The organism is Stenotrophomonas sp. GD03680 (assembly GCF_029844625.1).
Taxonomy (GTDB): domain Bacteria; phylum Pseudomonadota; class Gammaproteobacteria; order Xanthomonadales; family Xanthomonadaceae; genus Stenotrophomonas; species Stenotrophomonas maltophilia_P.
In genome coordinates, this window is the sequence record NZ_JAOCKC010000001.1 from 1 (window position 1) to 18,688 (window position 18,688).

General features: G+C 65.9%; 13 protein-coding genes. 9 read left to right on the forward strand and 4 right to left on the reverse strand.

Translation table 11 applies throughout. The annotated features are described in order from the left end of the window. On the reverse strand, positions 1-2,991 hold a 2,991-nt coding region (locus N5J29_RS00005; protein WP_164151404.1), incomplete at its 3' end, for a TonB-dependent receptor. Between the two features lie 409 nt (positions 2,992-3,400). Between N5J29_RS00005 and N5J29_RS00010 the strand changes: the two genes are divergently transcribed. Continuing rightward, a complete protein-coding gene (locus N5J29_RS00010; RefSeq protein ID WP_164151402.1) occupies positions 3,401-4,678 on the forward strand; it encodes a sugar MFS transporter in 1,278 nt (425 codons plus the stop codon). 20 nt (positions 4,679-4,698) lie between these two features. Here the strand turns inward: N5J29_RS00010 and N5J29_RS00015 are convergent, their stop codons facing one another. Beyond that, a complete protein-coding gene (locus N5J29_RS00015; RefSeq protein WP_053515642.1) occupies positions 4,699-5,706 on the reverse strand; it encodes a LacI family DNA-binding transcriptional regulator in 1,008 nt (335 codons plus the stop codon). A 338-nt stretch (positions 5,707-6,044) separates the two neighbouring features. Here N5J29_RS00015 and N5J29_RS00020 point away from each other — a divergent pair, with 338 nt between their 5' ends. Both N5J29_RS00020 and N5J29_RS00025 read left to right on the forward strand, forming a co-directional pair. Beyond that, on the forward strand, positions 6,045-8,576 hold the full coding sequence (locus tag N5J29_RS00020) for an exo 1,3/1,4-beta-D-glucan glucohydrolase (RefSeq protein ID WP_164151400.1): 2,532 nt from the start codon (positions 6,045-6,047) through the stop codon (positions 8,574-8,576). A gap of 124 nt (positions 8,577-8,700) precedes the next feature. Beyond that, positions 8,701-9,486, forward strand: coding sequence for a pentapeptide repeat-containing protein (locus N5J29_RS00025; RefSeq protein ID WP_164151398.1), 786 nt, complete (start codon positions 8,701-8,703; stop codon positions 9,484-9,486). Positions 9,487-9,651: 165 nt separating this feature from the next. Here the strand turns inward: N5J29_RS00025 and rho are convergent, their stop codons facing one another. Together rho and trxA are read right to left on the reverse strand one after the other, a co-directional pair. Then, entirely contained in the window at positions 9,652-11,385 is a 1,734-nt protein-coding gene (gene rho / locus N5J29_RS00030) for a transcription termination factor Rho (protein WP_065174406.1), read from the reverse strand. Between the two features lie 230 nt (positions 11,386-11,615). Further along, positions 11,616-11,945, reverse strand: a complete 330-nt coding sequence (trxA, locus tag N5J29_RS00035) for a thioredoxin (protein WP_025878607.1) — start codon at positions 11,943-11,945, stop codon at positions 11,616-11,618. A gap of 523 nt (positions 11,946-12,468) precedes the next feature. Between trxA and rhlB the strand changes: the two genes are divergently transcribed. The 6 genes from rhlB to rpoH all read left to right on the forward strand — a co-directional run bounded on the left by rhlB (position 12,469) and on the right by rpoH (position 18,670). Beyond that, positions 12,469-14,196: an ATP-dependent RNA helicase RhlB gene (gene rhlB / locus N5J29_RS00040; protein ID WP_164151397.1), complete on the forward strand. Its 1,728-nt coding sequence runs from the start codon at positions 12,469-12,471 to the stop codon at positions 14,194-14,196. 123 nt (positions 14,197-14,319) lie between these two features. Continuing rightward, the gene (ftsE, locus tag N5J29_RS00045) at positions 14,320-15,006 is read left to right on the forward strand and encodes a cell division ATP-binding protein FtsE (protein ID WP_053515652.1); all 687 of its coding nucleotides are present in this window, start codon (positions 14,320-14,322) and stop codon (positions 15,004-15,006) included. Positions 15,007-15,009: 3 nt separating this feature from the next. Continuing rightward, positions 15,010-15,957 carry a permease-like cell division protein FtsX gene (ftsX, locus tag N5J29_RS00050; RefSeq protein WP_164151395.1) on the forward strand — a complete coding sequence of 316 codons (948 nt, stop codon included), beginning with the start codon at positions 15,010-15,012 and terminating at the stop codon, positions 15,955-15,957. A 7-nt stretch (positions 15,958-15,964) separates the two neighbouring features. Further along, positions 15,965-16,807, forward strand: a complete 843-nt coding sequence (locus tag N5J29_RS00055; protein WP_053515655.1) for a response regulator — start codon at positions 15,965-15,967, stop codon at positions 16,805-16,807. Continuing rightward, complete coding sequence (gene ung / locus N5J29_RS00060) at positions 16,804-17,517, forward strand: uracil-DNA glycosylase (RefSeq protein ID WP_053515657.1); 714 nt, start codon at positions 16,804-16,806, stop codon at positions 17,515-17,517. The genes N5J29_RS00055 and ung overlap by 4 nt, the downstream gene beginning before the upstream one ends. Before the next feature lie 277 nt (positions 17,518-17,794). Next, positions 17,795-18,670 (forward strand): RNA polymerase sigma factor RpoH, encoded by an 876-nt coding sequence (gene rpoH / locus N5J29_RS00065; RefSeq protein ID WP_053515659.1) that lies wholly within the window; start codon positions 17,795-17,797, stop codon positions 18,668-18,670. Positions 18,671-18,688 lie beyond the last annotated feature (18 nt).

Below are 18,688 nucleotides of genomic sequence, written 5' to 3' on the forward strand. Positions count from 1 at the left end.
GAACTTGTAGCGGACGCCGAACATGTAGCGCGGACCGGTCTGGGTGGCATAACGCAGCATGTTGGTGTGCCGCGAATAGGTGCGCATGGTCTCGTCGGTCAGGTTGATCGCTTCCAGGCTCAGCGTCAGCTGTTCGCTGACCGCGTAGCTGATGTTGAGATCGAGCTGACCGTATGCGGCAGTGTAGTTCGGGTTCGGGCCCTGGCCACCGATGCCGTTGAGGAACTTGTCGCGCCAGTTGTAGGCCGCGCGGATCTGCCAGGCGTTCTTGTCGTAGAACGCGACCACGTTGGCCGAATCGCTCAGGCCGATCATCGGGTACTGGTCGCCCAGGCTGAGGTTGTTGAACGTCAGCCCCGACTTCACCTTGGTGTAGTTCGCGGCCACGCCGAAGCCGGACTGGCCGAACAGGTGCTGCACCGCCACTTCCCAGCCGTCGAGGTGATCCGAGTGCTGGTTGGCCGGTACCGTGATGTCGAAACCGGCCACCGGGTCGTTGGGCTGGCCGACGATGGTGCCGGTCATCTGCCCGGCCGAATTGCGCCCGGTATAGGTTACGCCGGGATCCCCGGCATGGTTGGTGAAGATGTAGTCGCGGATGCAGGGCATGTCGGTGGTGCCGCAGCCCGATGCCAGTGCCTCGTTCCAGTACGCGCCACCGACCGGCGTATGCAGGGTGCCGGCGTTCTCGCGCACGATGGTGTCGCTGATGAAGTTCTTGATGTTCTTGCGGAAGAAGCCCACGGAGGCATAGCTGGCCTCGCCGTAGTACCACTCCAGCGACAGATCGAAGTTGTCCGAGATCAGCGGCTCCAGACCCGGATTGCCGCGGGTGCCGGTGCCGCCCTGGGTGCGCACGATGTCGGCCAGCGACTGACCGCTCTGGATCTGCGTCCAGCTCGGCCGGCCCAGGGTGCGGCTGTAGCTGCCGCGCAGCGCCAGCGTCTCGGCCAGGTCCAGTTTCAGATCAACGTTCGGCAGCACGTAGTCGTACTTGCCCTTGCCACCGACGAAGCCGCGATCGGCGGCGTAGTCGATGTTGAACTCGTTGGCCGAACTCCAGCTGATGCCGGTCGGTACGCGCACCAGCGCATTCGACTCCACCTCGGTCTGCTCGTAGCGCGCGCCGACGGCCACGTGCAGTGGCATCGACCAATCCAACGTGGTGCGGTACTGCAGGTAGGCACTCTTCGACTTCTCGGTGGTGCGGATGTCCTCGGAGTACTCCGTCGGTGCGTAGTAGCAGCTCGGGCAGGCCGGATCGGAATCGGTGCCGACCTGGGCCGCGCGATCGATCAGGCGGTCGAAGTCGAACACCAGGAACTGGCCGGTCAGGCGCGGATCGTTGTGGCCGGAGAATGCCTTGAAGTACTTGCCCATGTTGTCGGCGTACCAGATGTCATCGGCGTAGTCGGCCGGAGAGCCCAGACCGCCCCAGCTGTTGCGCTGCATGATGGCCGAGGCAGAGCGGTTCTCCACCTGGGTGTGGCCCACGCCGAAGTCCAGCGCCGAATAGTCGGCGAAGCGGAACGTGCCGCGGCCCTGGTACTGCTGCACCTTGGACTTGTTGTAGCTGTTCTGGAACACCGAGCCGGTGACCAGTGCGTCGGAGGCCTGCACGCCGCCCGGCGGCAGTGCGATGTTGATGATCGGCAGGTCGCCGCTGTAGTCGACGGTGGTGGTGCCACGCACGAAGGCGGCCACGCCGAGCACGCCCGCCGAGCCATAGGGACTGTCCGGCCGTGATTCCGACTCGGCGTTGTGCACATCGAAGGACAGGTCCAGCGCGTCGTTCACTTCCCAGTCGACGTTGAAGCCCAGCGAGTGCATGTCGGTCTTGGTGGCCAGTTTGGCGCCGCCCATCGACACGTCCGAATTGGTCATGTCCTCGCTGTAGATGATCGGCGCGGACACCGGGCCGTTGGTCCAGATGCTGTCGCCCGGACCATAGTTGAACCAGACCGACAGCTCGCTGCGCTGCTGCTGCACCTTGTTCTCGACATAGGTGTAGTCCAGCGTGGTGGTGACATTGTCGGCCGGCTTCCACTGGAACGTCGCCTGCGCGTTGGTGCGCTGCCGCTGCACGCCATTGACGTTGTAGGCGGTGTTCTGCGGACGTGCGTAGACATCGTCGGGGCCGGGGCGGTTGGTGATGCGGTCGGAATACCCCTGGCCCGGCAGCGGCAGTGCCCGCCAGTCCGCGCTCTCGTTGCCCTTGAACGTGGCCCAGCCCTCGGCCACGGTGGCCTGGTTGAAGCCGGAATCACGTTCCTGGTGGCTGGCGCTGAACGTCACGCCGAAGCGATCGTCGGCGTAGCGCTGGCTGAAGATGCCCGAGAGCTCGCCAGTGACGTTGGAGCCGCGCAGGGTCCGCGGCAGGTTGTCGTTGGACGAATCGTTGACCGCCTTCACACCAAGGCTGATCACCGGTTCGGACTCCAGCGGCCGCAGCGTCTTGATGTTGATGGTGGCACCGATGCCACCGGCAGGATTGTCGGCGCGGCTGGTCTTGTATACCTCCACCGCAGAGATCGACTCGGAAGCGAGGTTGGCGAAGTCGAACGAGCGCGAGCCGGACAGGCCGCCGCCGCCGTTGCCCAGATTCGACGCCGGCATCTGCCGCCCGTTCAGCAGCACCAGGTTGTAGTCCGGACCAATGCCGCGCACGGTCACCTTGGACCCTTCGCCGCTGGAGGTGCGGTCGATGGAAACACCGCTGATGCGCTGCAATGATTCGGCCAGGTTGGTGTCCGGGAACTTGCCGATGTCCTCGGCGACGATGCCGTCAACCACGCCCTGGCTGTCGCGCTTGAGGTTCATCGATGAGGTCAGGCTGCCGCGGATACCGGTGACCTGCACCGCATCGAGCGTGGTCGGATCGACTGGTTCGTTGGTGGCGGGTGCGTCCTGTGCCCATGCCGGGGCGGCCAGCGCAGCCAGCAGCGCGGACGTGAGCATCGTCTTGCGAGGTACTGCCTTGTACGTCTTCATGGAAGCTCCCTCCCCAGGGAATTCGGTAATGGCGATCCTGCTTCGTTCAATCACGGACTACTGCATGTGGCCCGGATTGGAGCGACGCTTGACAGCGTTGTCAACAAACTGCCATGAAGTGCGCCGCGTCGGCGGTCGCAAGGCGCGCTGTGAAATCGTTGCCAGAACCTCGTCGCTTCGGAAACAACGCCTTGTGCGACGGCATCTGCAGCGGTTTTTCAGGGATGACAGCGCTGCCAACACGAGGGCAGGAAAGTGTTGTGCGGTGCAGAACAAAACTGCGCGGATCAGCTTTCAGCCCGCAGGTGTCAGGTCATTCGTCGGATTGACAGCGCTGGACAATCACAATGGCTGCAAATGTCACGCATGACCGCAGGATGGCTTCGATCACTGACTGGAAGGACAAGCAATGGACACAGTAACGACCGTTCGAGGACATCACGTGCAGGGCACCACCCGCGCACTGGCGGTGGTCACCGCCATCTTCTTCATGTGGGGCTTCCTGACCTGCCTCAACGACATCCTCATTCCGCACCTGAAAGCGGCGTTCGCGCTGAGCTGGGTGCAGGCGATGCTCATCCAGTTCACCTTCTTCGGTGCCTACTTCCTGATGTCGCTGCCTGCGGGCCGGCTGGTGGCTGCGGTGGGATACAAGCGCGGCATCGTCGCCGGGCTGGCCATTGCAGGCGTCGGCTCCCTGCTGTTCTGGCCGGCTGCGGCCGCCCATGTCTATGGGCTGTTCCTGGCGGCGTTGTTCGTGCTGGCCACCGGCATCACCGTGCTGCAGGTGGCAGCCAACCCCTACGTGGCATTGCTGGGCGAGGAGCGCACCAGCTCCAGCCGGTTGACCCTGGCGCAATCGATGAACTCGCTGGGCACCACGCTGGCACCGTTGTTCGGTGGCCTGCTGATCCTGTCGGCGCAGCCGCGCAGCGAGGAGCAGCTGGCGCTGTTGCCGCAGGCCGAAGCACTGGCCTACCGTGCAGCCGAAGCGCAATCGGTGCAGCTGCCGTACTTCGGCCTGGCAGTGGTCCTGTTCCTGCTGGCGGCAGCGATCTGGATGTTCCGTCTTCCCACCATTCCCGGCGTGGAGGAACGCACCGGCGCGCGAAGCCGGCCGTGGGACGTCCTGCGCCACCGCCATGTGCGACTGGGTGTGCTGGCCATCTTCTGCTACGTGGGCGCGGAAGTTTCCATCGGCAGCGTGCTGGTCAACTTCCTGTCCTCGCCGGGCATCGGCCAGGGCATGACCGAGCAGGAGGCCACCGGTTATGTCTCGCTCTATTGGGGCGGTGCGCTGGTCGGGCGCCTGCTTGGCGCGGCGATGCTGGCGAGGTTGGATGCGCGCTGGCTGCTCGGTCTTTTCGCGCTCGCGGTGGTGCTGCTGCTCGGCATCACCGTCTCCACCACGGGTGGCCTGGCCAAGTGGGCGGTGGTGAGCATCGGACTGTTCAACTCCATCATGTTTCCGACCATCTTCGCGCTGGCGATCACCCGCCTTGGAGCTCTCACCGGACAGGCTTCAAGCCTGTTGGTGATGGCGATCGTCGGCGGTGCGGTCATTCCGCTGGCCATGGGCTGGCTTGCCGACAATCATGGCCTGCAGCTGTCGTTCCTGCTGCCGGCGCTGTGTTATCTCTACATTGCCTTCTATGCATGGAAGGGTTCGCGGCTGCCTGCCGCGTGAGCCGCAGGTTCGCCGCTGGCTCAACGTCGCCGTGGTGCGGCGGTCGACTCGCGTTCGAGTACCGCGTGCTCGACCGTGATCATGCGGCCAGCGGCTTCGGCACGGATGTGCTCGATCAGCTGTTCGGTGGCCAGCCGCCCCATGTGCGAGGTCGGTTGGCGCACGGTGGTGAGTGCAGGGTAGATGTGCCCTGCGATCGGCGTGTCGTCGAAACCGCATACCGAGAGGTCGCGCGGCACGCGAAGCCCGCGTTCGCCCGCGACGCGATACACGGCCGCGGCCATGTCGTCGTTGGCGGCGAAGATTGCCGTGGGAGGCTCATCCATGTCGAGCAGCAGGTTGGCTGCGTCCACGCCGGACTCGAACGAGAACTGGCCGTTGACCACCAGCGCCGGATCGTAGGCGATACCTGCCTGCCGCAGGGCCTGGCGGTAACCGGCGTAGCGCCACTGGCAGGCACCATGCGCGCGCGGCCCCTTGATGTGGGCAATGCGGCGGTGGCCCTGCGCGACCAGGTGGCCGATCAGCTCGACCACCGCAGTGGTTTCATCCATGCGCACGCCGATGCGTCCCTCCGGGTGTCGCGGGGCGATGCAGGCGAAGGGAATGTCATGCTCTTCCAGGTACGACAGCACTACTTCGTCGTCGGTCAGCGGCGGGATCAGCACCACGCCATCCGGACGCGAGTTCTCGAACAGCGCGGTCATGTCGGGCAGGGTACGCCGGCCAGTGCCCACCGGGCCGAGGATCAGGTTGTAGTGCTGTGCGTGGCAGGCCTCGAGCATGCCGTTCTGGATTTCCATCAGGTAGTTGCGCGAAGGATTGTTGTAGACCAGTGCCAGCGCGTACGAGCGCTGTCCGGCCAGGCTGCGCGCGGAGAGATTGGGCTTGTAGCCCAGGCGCGCCACGGCCGCCAGCACCCGTTCGCGGGTCTGCTCGCGCACGTTGGGCTCGCGGTTGAGCACGCGGGACACCGTCTTGATCGATACCCCGGCAACGGCGGCGACATCCTCGATTCGACTGCGCATGATGCGGTGGATCCTCCTGGAAGGCGGCTACGCGCCGATGGTAGTGCGTACCTGCGATGTCGGTGTTGCCGGAGCAGGCGGATGGTGCCACGACGCGAGGGGGACTGGCACGTCCTGAATTCTTGTCGCGTCGCAACACCCACCGCCGCGGGCCGTGTGCTGCGTCGGCCGCAAAGCCCGCCGTTACGCGATTGCCGCCACAGGATGTGCGATCGCTCATTGACACGATGCAGGCAGGCTTATATGACAGCGCTGTCAGGACGGGCGTCCGATCGCCCATACCGACGTGCCGCTGCAGTCCCGCACGCCAGGAACGTCATCCACGGAGGTAGTACCCAGTGAAGCGCCCCACCCAGACCCTTCTTTCCGGCTGTCTGTTGGCCGCCCTGGCCGCATCGGCGGGTGCCGCGCCGTCCACGGGCGAACGCCTGCAGGACTGGCCGCGCGTCCACAGCGTGATCGCTGCTGATGCGGATATCGAAAGGCGCGTGCAGGAGATCCTTGCGCAGATGACGCTGGCGCAGAAGATCGGGCAGATGACCCAGGCCGAGATCAAGACCATCACGCCGGACGAGGTGCGCCGCTACTACATCGGCTCGGTCCTCAATGGCGGTGGCTCCTGGCCGGGCATGGACAAGCACGCCAGCGTGCAGGACTGGCTGCAGCTGGCCGATGCCTACCACGCTGCATCGCTGGCAACCGATGCGAAGACGCCGGTGCCGGTCATCTGGGGCACCGATGCGGTGCACGGCCACAACAACGTGCTGGGTGCGACCCTGTTCCCGCACAACATCGGCCTGGGCGCGGCCGGCGATGCCGAACTGATCGAACGCATCGGCGAGGCGACCGCGCGCTCGGTGCGCGCCACCGGCATCGGCTGGGTGTTCGCACCCACCCTGGCCGTGGCCCATGACCCTCGCTGGGGTCGCACCTATGAGAGCTATTCGTCCGACCCGGCGGTGATCCGCAGCTACGCCCACGCCTACGTGAAGGGAGCACAGGGCACCTTCAAGGACGACGGTAACGTGGTCACCACCGCCAAGCACTATCTGGGCGATGGTGCCACCGACAACGGCCGCGACCAGGGTGAGGCGCTGGTCGACAAGAACACCATGATCAACGTCCACGCGCAGGGATACTATGGTGCGCTTGCCGAGGGTGCGCAGACGGTGATGGCCTCGTTCAACAGCTGGAACGACCGCACCGCAGGCGTGGACTACGGCAAGATGCACGGCAGCAAGGCGCTGCTGACCGATGCGTTGAAAGACAAGATGGGTTTTGATGGCTTCGTCGTCTCCGACTGGAACGGCATCGCGCAGGTGCCGGGCTGCCGCAACGACAGCTGTGCGCAGGCCATCAATGCCGGCATCGACATGGTGATGGTGCCCGACGACTGGAAAGCGTTCATCGCCAACACCACCGCGCAGGTCAAGAGCGGTGAGATTCCGCTGGCGCGCATCGACGATGCGGTCGCCCGCATCCTGCGGGTGAAGCTGCGCGCGGGCCTGTTCGACCACAAGCCGTCCGACAGCCGCTACGCCGGCGATGCCAGGGCCGTGCAGCACCGTGACCTGGCCCGGCGTGCCGTGCGCGAATCGCTGGTGCTGCTGAAGAATGAAGGCGAGGCACTCCCGCTGCGCCGCGATGCGCGGGTGCTGGTGGTCGGCAAGAGCGCCGACAGCATCGGCGACCAGTCCGGTGGCTGGTCGCTGACCTGGCAGGGCACCGAGAACAGGAATTCCGATTTTCCCAACGCCGATTCCGTGCTGGGCGCGCTGCGCGCCGAACTGGGTGCGGACAAGGTCAGCTTCAGCGCCGATGGCCAAGGCGTCGATCCGAAGGCTTTCGATGTGGTGCTGGCGGTGATCGGTGAGACGCCCTATGCGGAGACCAACGGCGATATTCTCGCTTCGGATACCGTCAGCCACAGCCGGGCCTACCCGCAAGACCTGGCCGCGCTGAAGGCCGCAGCTGCAACCGGCAAGCCGGTGGTGACCGTCTACCTGTCCGGTCGCCCGATGTATGTCAACGACCTGCTCAATCTGTCCAGCGCCTTCGTCGCCGCCTGGCTGCCGGGCACCGAAGGCAAGGGCGTGACGGATGTGCTGGTGGCGGGCAAGGGCGGCAAGCCGGCACACGACTTCCGTGGACGCCTCAGCTTCCCGTGGCCGGGCGTTCCGTGCCCGGCACCGATCGACCAGCCCGACGCGAAGAAGCCGGCGCTGTTCGCGCTTGGCTATGGCCTCAGCTACGCCAAGGGCGGCAAGGTCGCCAGGCTCGAGGAAGCTGACCCGGACAGCTGCGGCGAAGTCACCGTGCTGCCGATCTTCAACCGCGCCGACACGCCGCCATTCGCCCTGCACGTTGCCGCCGCGGGAGCGACCCAACCGCTTGGCAATGATCTGAACGCTACGCTGCGCTGGCCCACCGCCAAGCCGGTGGTGCAGGTGCGCACCGTGCAGGTGAACACCCAGCAGGACGCCAAGGAGGTGACCTGGCGGGCCCCGGCGCAGCTGATCGCACGCAGCACCTCGCGCCGCAATCTCGGCGCACTGGCGCGCAGCAACGGCGCGCTGCAGTTCGACGTGCAGCTGGTGAAGCGCCCGGCATCGCCGGTGAAGGTGACCATGCAGTGTGGCAGCGGCTGTGAGGGCGGGGTGGACATCGCCCCGCAGCTGGTCGCGCTGGCGCCCGGGCAGAAGCAGACGGTGACCGTGCCATTGGCCTGCTTTGCAAAGCGCGGCGTGGACCTGGGCGCGGTGGAAGCCCCGTTCGTGGTCAGCGCCGACGCGCCGTTCGCCGCGGCATTCACCCGGGTCAGGTTGACGGCCAACACGGCTACCGCCGAAGGCGCGGTGGCCTGCCCGTAACCCTGCCTGCTGGATAGAAGGCAAGCTATGGCTGTTTAGACAAATCTCCGACGAGCGCGTATGTGGGTGCTTGTATCATCACGCTTCACATCAAATGTGTGCAGATAGCATGATTCTGGCGCGAATGAAGTACTGGTTGTACGAGCTCAGGATTCCGATCCTTGCATTGGTTCTGAGCGGCACGGTGATCATCGCAGTGACCGGTCGCTGGTCGTGGGTCTCGGGTCACGTCTTTCCAAACACAACATGGGGGCTTTACTCGAAAGATTTCTTCGAGAATGTGTTGGTCGAAGCACATGGAATGATTCTGGACCTGCTGGTCATCGGTTTGGTCGCCTATCTGTTCCAGCGGAGAAGCGAACGGTCCGATCTAAAGAAGCAAGTTCTTCGTGATCTTGAGGATCTCAGACACTACAGGGGGAGTGATGCCGGATATCGGATCTACGGAGAACTACGCCGCCTGTCCTCGCTGGGGGTGAAAAAGGTCACGATCGCAACCGCTCGTATCAATGATGTAAGCCTTGAGGGATTGGATCTTGTCGACTCCAGTGCACAGGGCGTAGTCATTTCAAAATCCAGTCTCAGAGATTGCGCCTTCACCGGATGTGACTTTGATGGGGCCGTTTTCCTTGACGTCAGAGCAAAGCGGACTACTTTCCGTGGCGCGAAGCTCGTGCGCGCGAAACTGGTGGGGGCCCGCTTCAAAGGCTGCGATTTCTCTGGGGCAGATTTGACTGGTGCAGATTTCTCAAACGCAGATCTGAGCAGCGCGATCTTTCGAGGTGCAAACTGCACAAGGACGAAGTTCGACGGGGCGAAGCTTCGCAGCGCGAACTTTGTCGGCGCAACCGGCCTGTCTGAGGAGCTTAGCTCGATTGCTGCGGATGCTAAGCACATCAAGATGAAGTAAAGACGGGGGGGAATCGAACACCCCTGGCGAATTGAGATTCGCTTAGCACCAGCCCGCTAGTCTTCAGGATACCACGGCAAACGCGGTGCCCACGTGGGCGGTGCCCAATGCCTATCGGGGAACTATCGTATGACAAAAAAAGCCCCGCAGTGCGGGGCTTTTTTCTTATCGCTTCATGGAACCGAAGAACTCGTCGTTGGACTTGGTGTTCTTCATCTTGTCCAGCAGGAATTCCATCGCGGCCATTTCATCCATCGGATGCAGCAGCTTGCGCAGGATCCAGATCTTCTGCAGCAGTTCCGGCTCGATCAGCAGGTCTTCGCGGCGGGTGCCGGAGCGGTTGATGTCGATGGCCGGGAACACGCGCTTCTCGGCGATGCGGCGGCTCAGGTGCACTTCGCTGTTGCCGGTGCCCTTGAACTCTTCGTAGATCACCTCGTCCATCTTCGAGCCGGTGTCGACCAGCGCGGTGGCGATGATGGTCAGGCTGCCGCCTTCTTCAACGTTGCGCGCGGCACCGAAGAAGCGCTTCGGGCGGTGCAGGGCGTTGGCGTCCACACCACCGGTCAGCACCTTGCCCGAGCTCGGCACGACGTTGTTGTAGGCGCGTGCCAGGCGGGTGATCGAGTCCAGCAGGATCACCACGTCCTTCTTGTGCTCGACCAGGCGCTTGGCCCGTTCGATCACCATTTCGGCGACCTGCACGTGGCGTGCGGCCGGCTCGTCGAAGGTCGAGCTGATGACCTCGCCGCGCACGGTGCGCTGCATTTCGGTCACTTCTTCCGGGCGCTCGTCGATCAGCAGCACGATCAGGTGCACGTCCGGATGATTGGTGGTGATCGCGGTGGCGACCTGCTGCATCATCATCGTCTTGCCCGCTTTCGGCTGGGAGACGATCAGCGAGCGCTGACCCTTGCCCTGCGGGGCCATCAGGTCGAGGATGCGGCCGGTGATGTCTTCCGACGAACCGTTGCCGCGCTCCAGGGTGAAGCGGCGACGCGGGAACAGCGGGGTCAGGTTCTCGAACAGCACCTTGTTCTTCGACGCTTCCAGCGGCTCACCGTTGATGGTGTCCACGATCGACAGCGCGAAGTAGCGCTCGCCGTCCTTCGGGAAGCGGATGCGGCCGGACAGGTGGTCGCCGGTACGCAGGTTGAAACGGCGGATCTGGCTGGGCGAAATGTAGGTGTCGTCCGGGCCGGCCAGGTAGCTGGCTTCGGCCGCGCGCAGGAAGCCGAAGCCGTCCGGCAGGATCTCCAGCACGCCATCGGCGGCAACGCCGTCGCCGTGGCGGGTCAGCACCTTCAGCAGGGCGAAGATCACATCCTGCTTGCGGGCACGCGCCACGCCCTCGGAGATCTGCAGCTGTTCGGCGATTTCCAGCAGCTTCTGTGCCGGCATGCGCTTGAGATCGCTCAGCGAATAGACCGGGAAGCCTTCCGGCACCGTCGGCTGCACGCGCGGCACGAAGGCCTGCTGCTCGCCGCCCTCGTTGGGCATGCCGTCATCGCGGAAGCGGTTGTTGCGGTCGCGGTCGCGGCGGTTGCGGAAACGGTCACGGCGGTTGCCCTGGCCCTGGCCCTGCTGGCCATTCTGGTTGTGCGGATGCTGGCCGCCACCCTGAGGGTTCTGCTGCCGCGGCTGGCCGGATTCGCGACCCTCACCGCCTTCACCGCCGCCACTGCTGGCAGGGGCCTCGGCGGCGGGCGCGCTCGGCGCGGGAGCGGCTGCGGCCGGCGCCGGTGCTTCGGGCGCGGCGGCCAGCGGCAGGGTCGGCTGCGCGGGGGGCGCGCTGGTTTCGGCGGCGGCCGGTGCGGCAGCCTTGGTCACGCGGGCCTTGCGCACGCGCTTTTCGGCGGGCGCTTCTGCGCTGCCGGTTTCGGGAGTGTTATCGGACAAGAGCGTTATTCCTCGCTTGAAGGTGCGAGCGCCCGGCTGGGGCGGCGAACGTTGGGGATGGGTCTGGAAGAAACTGCGTCCAGAAGGTGCGGCACGCGAACGCGGCCGGATGTGCCGACACTATCATCGGCCCGCGGCGCCGTGCAAGGGTCGCCGGGAACAGCATTCATGCAGGCGCGGTCCGCGCCTGCCGGCAGCCGCACCGGGCGGCTGCCGGAGTCGTTACAGGGTCAGGCCAGGGCCTTGTCCAGCAGGCCGGCCAGCTGGGCCTTGCCCACCGCACCGATCTGCTCGCCGACCTTCTCGCCATCCTTGAACACGACCAGGTACGGGATCGAACGCACGTGGTACTTGGCGGCCAGCGCACGATTGTTGTCGACGTTGACCTTGGCGATCTTGGCGCGGCCCTGGTAGGCATCGGCCAGCTCGTCCAGCGCGGGGGCGATCATCTTGCACGGGCCACACCACTCGGCCCAGAAATCGACCAGCACCGGTTCCTTGGAATTCAGCACGGCGCTATCAAAGTCGGCATCGCCGACGTGTACAACCTTGTCGCTCATCTTGGTTTCTCGTCTTGGATTGCACCCGGCCAGGCCGGAGGTGGGTGAACTGGGCCTTGCCCGGTGGCGCGACCCTCGTCGTTGCCTCGCGGCGTCCTGCCGCGGTGCGTTCGGCGGGATGCCTGGACGCTCACGGCCGGCAGTGTACCCCTATCGCGGGGCATGGACAGTGGCCGGCTGGAACCCAGCGTATCGTGATCGCTTCGAAGCGCGGTATGTGTCGGATTTCACTGTCTTCCTGAAGTGGGGGCCGGCAGCCGCGGACTCCAGCGCCCCCGGCAGGGCTGTTCAAGCGCGGTGTGGCTGGGTGAAGAGGCGTCCCGCACGGGCCTGTCTCGCGGTTGTGTGAGACGGTTCATTCCGGTTTGGCCGCCGGAGTGCGTTAAACTGGGGCATTGAGCGGCGCGCGGACCCGGTGGTCCCCGGTCCGCCGACCCGCCGCAGGGGCCGCAGTTTGCGACGGTGCCCCCAGACGATGCAGTGCCGCCCGCCCGCTGGCCGGTGGCCATACCAAGACGGACTCATGAGCGACAAACCGCTGACCGATTTGACCTTTTCCTCCTTTGAGCTGCATCCGGCCCTGCAGGCCGGCCTTGAAGGAGCCGGATTCACCCGCTGCACCCCGATCCAGGCGCTGACACTGCCGGTCGCGCTGGCCGGTGGTGATGTCGCCGGCCAGGCCCAGACCGGCACCGGCAAGACGCTGGCGTTCCTGGTTGCCGTGGTCAACCGCCTGCTGAGCCGCCCGGCGCTGGCCGACCGCAAGGCGGAAGACCCGCGCGCGCTGATCCTGGCGCCCACCCGCGAGCTGGCGATCCAGATCCACAAGGACGCCGTGAAGTTCGGTTCCGACCTGGGCCTGCGTTTCGCCCTCGTCTACGGTGGCGTGGATTACGACAAGCAGCGCGAGATCCTGCAGCAGGGCGTGGATGTGATCATCGCCACCCCCGGCCGCCTGATCGATTACGTCAAGCAGCACAAGGTGGTTTCGCTGCACGCCTGCGAGATCTGCGTGCTGGACGAAGCCGACCGCATGTTCGACCTGGGCTTCATCAAGGACATCCGCTTCCTGCTGCGCCGCATGCCCGAGCGCACCACCCGGCAGACCCTGCTGTTCAGCGCCACCCTCAGCCATCGCGTGCTGGAGCTGGCCTACGAGCACATGAACGAGCCGCAGAAGCTGGTGGTCGAAGCTGAAACAGTGACCGCCGCGCGCGTGCGCCAGAAGATCTACTTCCCGGCCGACGACGAGAAGATCCCGTTGCTGCTGGGCCTGCTCTCGCGCAGCGAAGGCGCCCGCACCATGGTCTTCGTCAACACCAAGGTCTTCGTCGAGCGCGTGGCGCGTTCGCTGGAAAAGGCCGGGTACCGGGTCGGCGTCCTGTCCGGCGACGTGCCGCAGAAGAAGCGCGAGAGCCTGCTCAACCGCTTCCAGAAGGGCCAGCTGGAAATCCTGGTCGCCACCGACGTGGCTGCCCGCGGCCTGCATATCGACGGCATCAAGTACGTCTACAACTACGACCTGCCGTTCGACGCCGAAGACTATGTGCACCGCATCGGCCGTACCGCACGCCTGGGCGAAGAGGGTGACGCGATCAGCTTTGCCTGCGAGCGTTATGCGATGAGCCTGCCGGACATCGAGGCCTACATCGAACAGAAGATTCCGTCCGAGCCGGTCACCAAGGAACTGATGACCGCACTGCCGCGTCCGGAACGCCCGGCCACGGTCGCTGGCGAGGACGGTGACGAGAACGAGAGCGTCGGCCAGATCTTCCGCGAGGCGCGCGAAGCCCGCGCCGCCGAGGAAGAGCGTCGTGGCGGTGGCCGCAGCGGTGGTCGCTCCGGTGCCGGCCGTGGCGAGCGTCGCGATGGCGAGCGCAGCGGCGAACGCCGCTCGCGTGGTCCGCGCAAGCCGCGGGTGGAAGGCGAGCAGGGCGCGACCGCGCCGGTGGAAGGTGCCGCGTCCGGCACCCCGGCCCAGGCCCCGCGTCCGCCGCGTCCGCCGCGTGCCGAAGGTGCTCCGGAGCTCGCGGCGGACGGCGAGCGCAAGCCGCGCAAGCGCCGTCGTCGTCGCCATGGCCGTCCGGTCGAGGGTGGCGAGGCGATGGTCGCCAACGGCAGCGCCGGCAACGGTGCCTCGCCGGTGACGCCGGTTCACGTGGTGGCCAAGCCGGTGCGCAGCACCGACGCCGCCGACTCGTTCCTGACCCGCATCGGCCGCAAGATCCGCCGGATGCTGTCGGGCGGCTGATCGGCGCACCCGGTCAGCGGTAGCGCCGGGCCATGCCCGGCGCGCGCAGCGGCAGATCAACGATTCCACCCGGGCGCGTCCCGGCGCTATCGATACTTCGCGCCGGTCCTGCATAATCGGGGCATGAGTGTCCTGCGCTTCGACAATGTCAGCAAACAATACGCCGGTGGCCACGAAGCACTGATCGACGTCAGCTTCGAGGTCGCGCCGGGCGAGATGCTGTTCGTCACCGGCCATTCCGGGGCGGGCAAGAGCACCCTGCTCAAGTTGATCCACCTCGACGAGCGGCCCAGCCGCGGCGCGGTGGTCTTCGACGAGCGCAACCTGCTGAAGGTGCGCGGCGGCGACGTCCCGCGCCATCGGCGCGCGGTCGGTGCGGTGTACCAGGACCATCGCCTGCTGATGGACCGGACCATCGCCGAGAACGTGGCACTGCCGCTGATCCTGCGCGGTACGCGCCGTGGCGACATCGGCAAGCGCGTGCGTTCCGTGCTGGAACGGATGGGCCTGGGCCATCGCGAGAAGGCGCTGCCGTCGCAGCTGTCGGCCGGCGAACAGCAGCGCGTGGGCATCGCCCGCGCCATCGTGGGTGAACCCAAGCTGCTGGTTGCCGACGAGCCGACCGGCAACCTGGACCCGACCCTGGCGGCGGAGATCATGGCCCTGTTTGCCGAGCTGCCCGCGCGCGGCACCAGTGTGCTGGTGGTCAGCCACGACCTTCCCCTGCTGCGTCGCATGCGCAAGCGCGTGCTGATTCTCGACCACGGCCGGCTGGTGGACGACATCTCGCCGCAGGATCTGGCGGAGTAACGCATGGCGAAGAACGAAAACAGCGAAGCCGCCGCACCCTCGCGTCTCGGCGTGTGGTTCCAGCACCACGTGCACAGCGTGGTGTTCAGCCTGGGCCGCGCCTGCCGCAAGCCGTGGGCGACCCTGCTGACGGTGATGGTCATGGCGCTGGCGCTGGCACTGCCACTGGGCCTGTCGATCGCGCTGGACAACCTCAAGCATTTCGCCGGCAGCGTGCAGCAGTCGCGCGACATCAATGTCTTCCTCAAGGGCACGGTGGATGGCCCGGGTGCGTTGCGCCTGGCCGGCCAGCTGCGCGACCGCGATGACGTCGGCGAGGTGACCGTGCGCACGCCCGAGCAAGGGCTGCAGGAGCTGCGCGATGCCGGCCTTGGCGAGGCGATCGACGCGCTGAATGACAATCCGCTGCCTTCGCTGCTGGTCATCACCCCGGGGCAGGGCAAGGACGATGCGCGTCTGGCGCGTGCGCTGGAAAGCCTGCCCGAGGCCGATCTGGTGCAGCACGATGCGCTGTGGCGGCAGCGGCTGGATGCGTGGCTGGCGTTCGGCGCACGGCTGGTACAGGTGCTTTCGGTGCTGCTCGGCGTCGGCGCTGCGTTGGTGGTCGGCAACACCGTGCGCCTCGACATCCAGGCACGGCGCGAGGAAATCGGCGTGCTGCAGCTGCTCGGCGCCAGCGATGGCTTCATCCGCCGGCCCTTCCTGTATCTGGGCGCCTGGTACGGGCTGGGCGCCGGCGCGGTGGCGCTGGCCCTGATCGGTGTTGCCGGCGCCGCCCTGCGCGCGCCGCTGGCTGACCTGTCACGCAGCTACGGCAGCCCGTTCGAGCTGCACGGCCTGGACCTGCTGCATGGCAGCCTGGTCCTGCTGGGCACGCTGCTGCTGGGCTGGCTGGGCGCGTGGCTGGTCACCGGCCACTTCCTCCGCCAGACCCGCCCGACCGACACCTGAGACCGGCATGCAACCGCAAGCGCTGAAGCACCTTGAAGGGCCCGCTACGCGGGTGATGGTGGTCGACGGTTCCAAACTGGTGCGCAAGCTGATCGCCGACGTGCTGCAGCGTGATCTGCCGGGCGTGGAGGTGATCGGCTGCGACAGCATCGAGGATGCCCAGCAGGCGCTGGCCCAGGGGCCGGTAGACCTGGTCACCACCTCGCTGACCCTGCGTGACGGCGACGGCCTGGCGCTGGCGCGGACGGTCCGCGAAGCTGCCGGCCAGGCGTACGTGCCGGTGATCGTGGTCTCCGGCGATGCGCAGCAGCATCTGGAGCAGCGGCGCTTCACCGAGTACGTCACCGACTATTTCGACAAGGCGCTGGGCCATGAGGCGCTGGCGACCTTCATCCGTGGCTATGTGCAGCCGCAGACCATTCCCGGGGCGACCATCCTCTACATCGAGGACAGCCGGGTGGTGGCGGAGGCGACCAAGCGCATGCTCGAACGCCAACAGCTCAACGTGCTGCACGTGGTCAGTGCCGAAGAGGCCTTCACCCTGCTCACGGCCGAATCGCTGGGCCGCAGCCGCCACCGCATCGACCTGGTGTTGACCGACGTCACCCTGAAGGGCGAATTGAGCGGACGCGACGTGGTGCAGCGCGTGCGCGTGGATTTCGGCTACGGCAAACGCCGACTGCCGGTGCTGGTGATGACCGGCGACGGCAATCCACACAACCAGACCGGGTTGCTGCAGGCCGGTGCCAATGATCTGGTGCTGAAGCCGATCGAGGAGCGCCTGCTGGTGACCAAGGTGCTGTTCCAGCTGCGCCTGGCCCGCTTGAACGATGGACCCCTGTTGCGATGACCGATGACGTAGTGGACACCCCGACGATCCAGCTGGAACCGAGCTGGAAGCAGCAGGTCGGCGATTACCTGTTGCAGCCGCAGATGCGCGAACTCTCCACCTTCCTGCGCCAGCGCAAGGCGGCCGGCGCGGCGGTGTTCCCGCCGGGGCCGCAGATCTTCGCGGCGTTCGACGCCACGCCGTTCGAACAGGTGAAAGTGGTGATCCTGGGCCAGGACCCGTACCATGGGCGCGGCCAGGCGCACGGACTGAGCTTCTCGGTGCCCGCCGGCGTTCCGGTGCCGCCATCGCTGCTGAACATCTACAAGGAGATCGAGGGCGACCTCGGCATCCCCCGTCCCGATCACGGCTGCCTGGTGCCGTGGGCGCAGCGCGGCGTGCTGCTGCTCAATGCCGTGCTGACGGTGGAGGAGGGCAGGGCCGGCGCCCACCAGGGCCGCGGCTGGGAAGGCTTCACCGACCACGTGGTGGATGTGCTCAACCGCGAACGCGAAGGCCTGGTGTTCATGCTCTGGGGGGCCTACGCGCAGCAGAAGGGCAAGGTCATCGATACCCGGCGCCACCGTGTGCTGAAAGCCCCGCATCCCTCGCCGCTGTCGGCCCATCGTGGCTTCCTCGGCTGCCGGCATTTCTCGATGGCCAACGACTATCTGCAGCGTCGCGGGCAGGCGCCGATCGACTGGTCGCTGCCGCCGCGCGCGGCGCTTTGACCTCCGCCGGCAGCCGGGCCTGAACACCGGGCAACGTTTCCTGGCCTGAATGGGCCTTCGGAACGGCCCGTTCAGCTCCGCTTGACCGGAATCGGCCGGTTCCCGGCAGGTAATTGGTTGAATTCCAAGGGATTGTGAATCCCGAAAAGCGCGCTCGCCACTGTCATCAAATCGCGCTACGGTAGGGCTCTGTTTGGGACCAGTGTTGCATCAATAGGATGCTGGAACTTTTTCCTCCTTTAGCAGTCCAAATCCCGGACTGCTAAGATGGGTGCCTATGAGCCAGAACACCTCTACTGCCCTTGTGGCAAACAATCTCCCGATTCCCAGTGCGCTCGGTTCGCTGGACGCCTACATCGGTGCCGTGCACCAGATCCCGGTGCTGTCGGTCGATGACGAACAGGACCTGGCCCGTCGCTTCCGCGACGGCAACGATCTGGACGCTGCCCGTGAGCTGGTGCATTCGCACCTGCGCTTCGTGGTGCACGTGGCCCGCGGCTACAACGGCTATGGCCTCGCCCTGGGCGACCTGATCCAGGAAGGCAACATCGGCCTGATGAAGGCGGTCAAGCGCTTCGACCCGGACATGGGCGTGCGCCTGGTCTCCTTCGCCGTGCACTGGATCCGTGCCGAGATGCACGAGTTCATCCTGAAGAACTGGCGCATCGTCAAGGTCGCCACCACCAAGGCGCAGCGCAAGCTGTTCTTCAACCTGCGCAAGTCGAAGACGCGCCTGGGCTGGATGAACGCCGCGGAAGTCAGCGCGGTGGCCAAGGATCTGAACGTGTCCGAGCGCGAGGTCATGGAAATGGAGTCGCGCCTGTCCGGTCGCGATATCGGTTTCGATGCGCCCAGCGACGAGGATGACGATCATGCGCCGCCGTCGCCGGCCGCATACCTGGTGGCCAACGATGAAGATCCGTCGATGGCCTACGAGCGTGCCGACAGCGAGGACAACCAGCTGCAGCTGCTGCGCGAAGGCATGGCCGAACTGGATGCGCGTTCGCGTGACATCATCCGCCGCCGTTGGCTGGATGCGGACAGCAAGGTGACGCTGCAGGAACTGGCAGACGAGTACGGCGTGTCTGCCGAACGCATCCGCCAGGTCGAGGCGAATGCCCTGAAGAAGATGAAGGCGCTGTTCACCGCGTGATGTGACATCACAGTTATC

Coding starts and splice junctions, on each gene's coding strand:
- N5J29_RS00055 (WP_053515655.1), top strand. CDS start 15,965: ATGCAACCGCAAGCGCTGAAGCACCTTGAAGGGCCCGCTACGCGGGTG.
- ftsX (WP_164151395.1), top strand. CDS start 15,010: ATGGCGAAGAACGAAAACAGCGAAGCCGCCGCACCCTCGCGTCTCGGC.
- ftsE (WP_053515652.1), top strand. CDS start 14,320: ATGAGTGTCCTGCGCTTCGACAATGTCAGCAAACAATACGCCGGTGGC.
- N5J29_RS00015 (WP_053515642.1), bottom strand. CDS start 5,706: ATGCGCAGTCGAATCGAGGATGTCGCCGCCGTTGCCGGGGTATCGATC.
- N5J29_RS00010 (WP_164151402.1), top strand. CDS start 3,401: ATGGACACAGTAACGACCGTTCGAGGACATCACGTGCAGGGCACCACC.
- N5J29_RS00025 (WP_164151398.1), top strand. CDS start 8,701: ATGAAGTACTGGTTGTACGAGCTCAGGATTCCGATCCTTGCATTGGTT.
- trxA (WP_025878607.1), bottom strand. CDS start 11,945: ATGAGCGACAAGGTTGTACACGTCGGCGATGCCGACTTTGATAGCGCC.
- rhlB (WP_164151397.1), top strand. CDS start 12,469: ATGAGCGACAAACCGCTGACCGATTTGACCTTTTCCTCCTTTGAGCTG.
- ung (WP_053515657.1), top strand. CDS start 16,804: ATGACCGATGACGTAGTGGACACCCCGACGATCCAGCTGGAACCGAGC.
- rpoH (WP_053515659.1), top strand. CDS start 17,795: ATGAGCCAGAACACCTCTACTGCCCTTGTGGCAAACAATCTCCCGATT.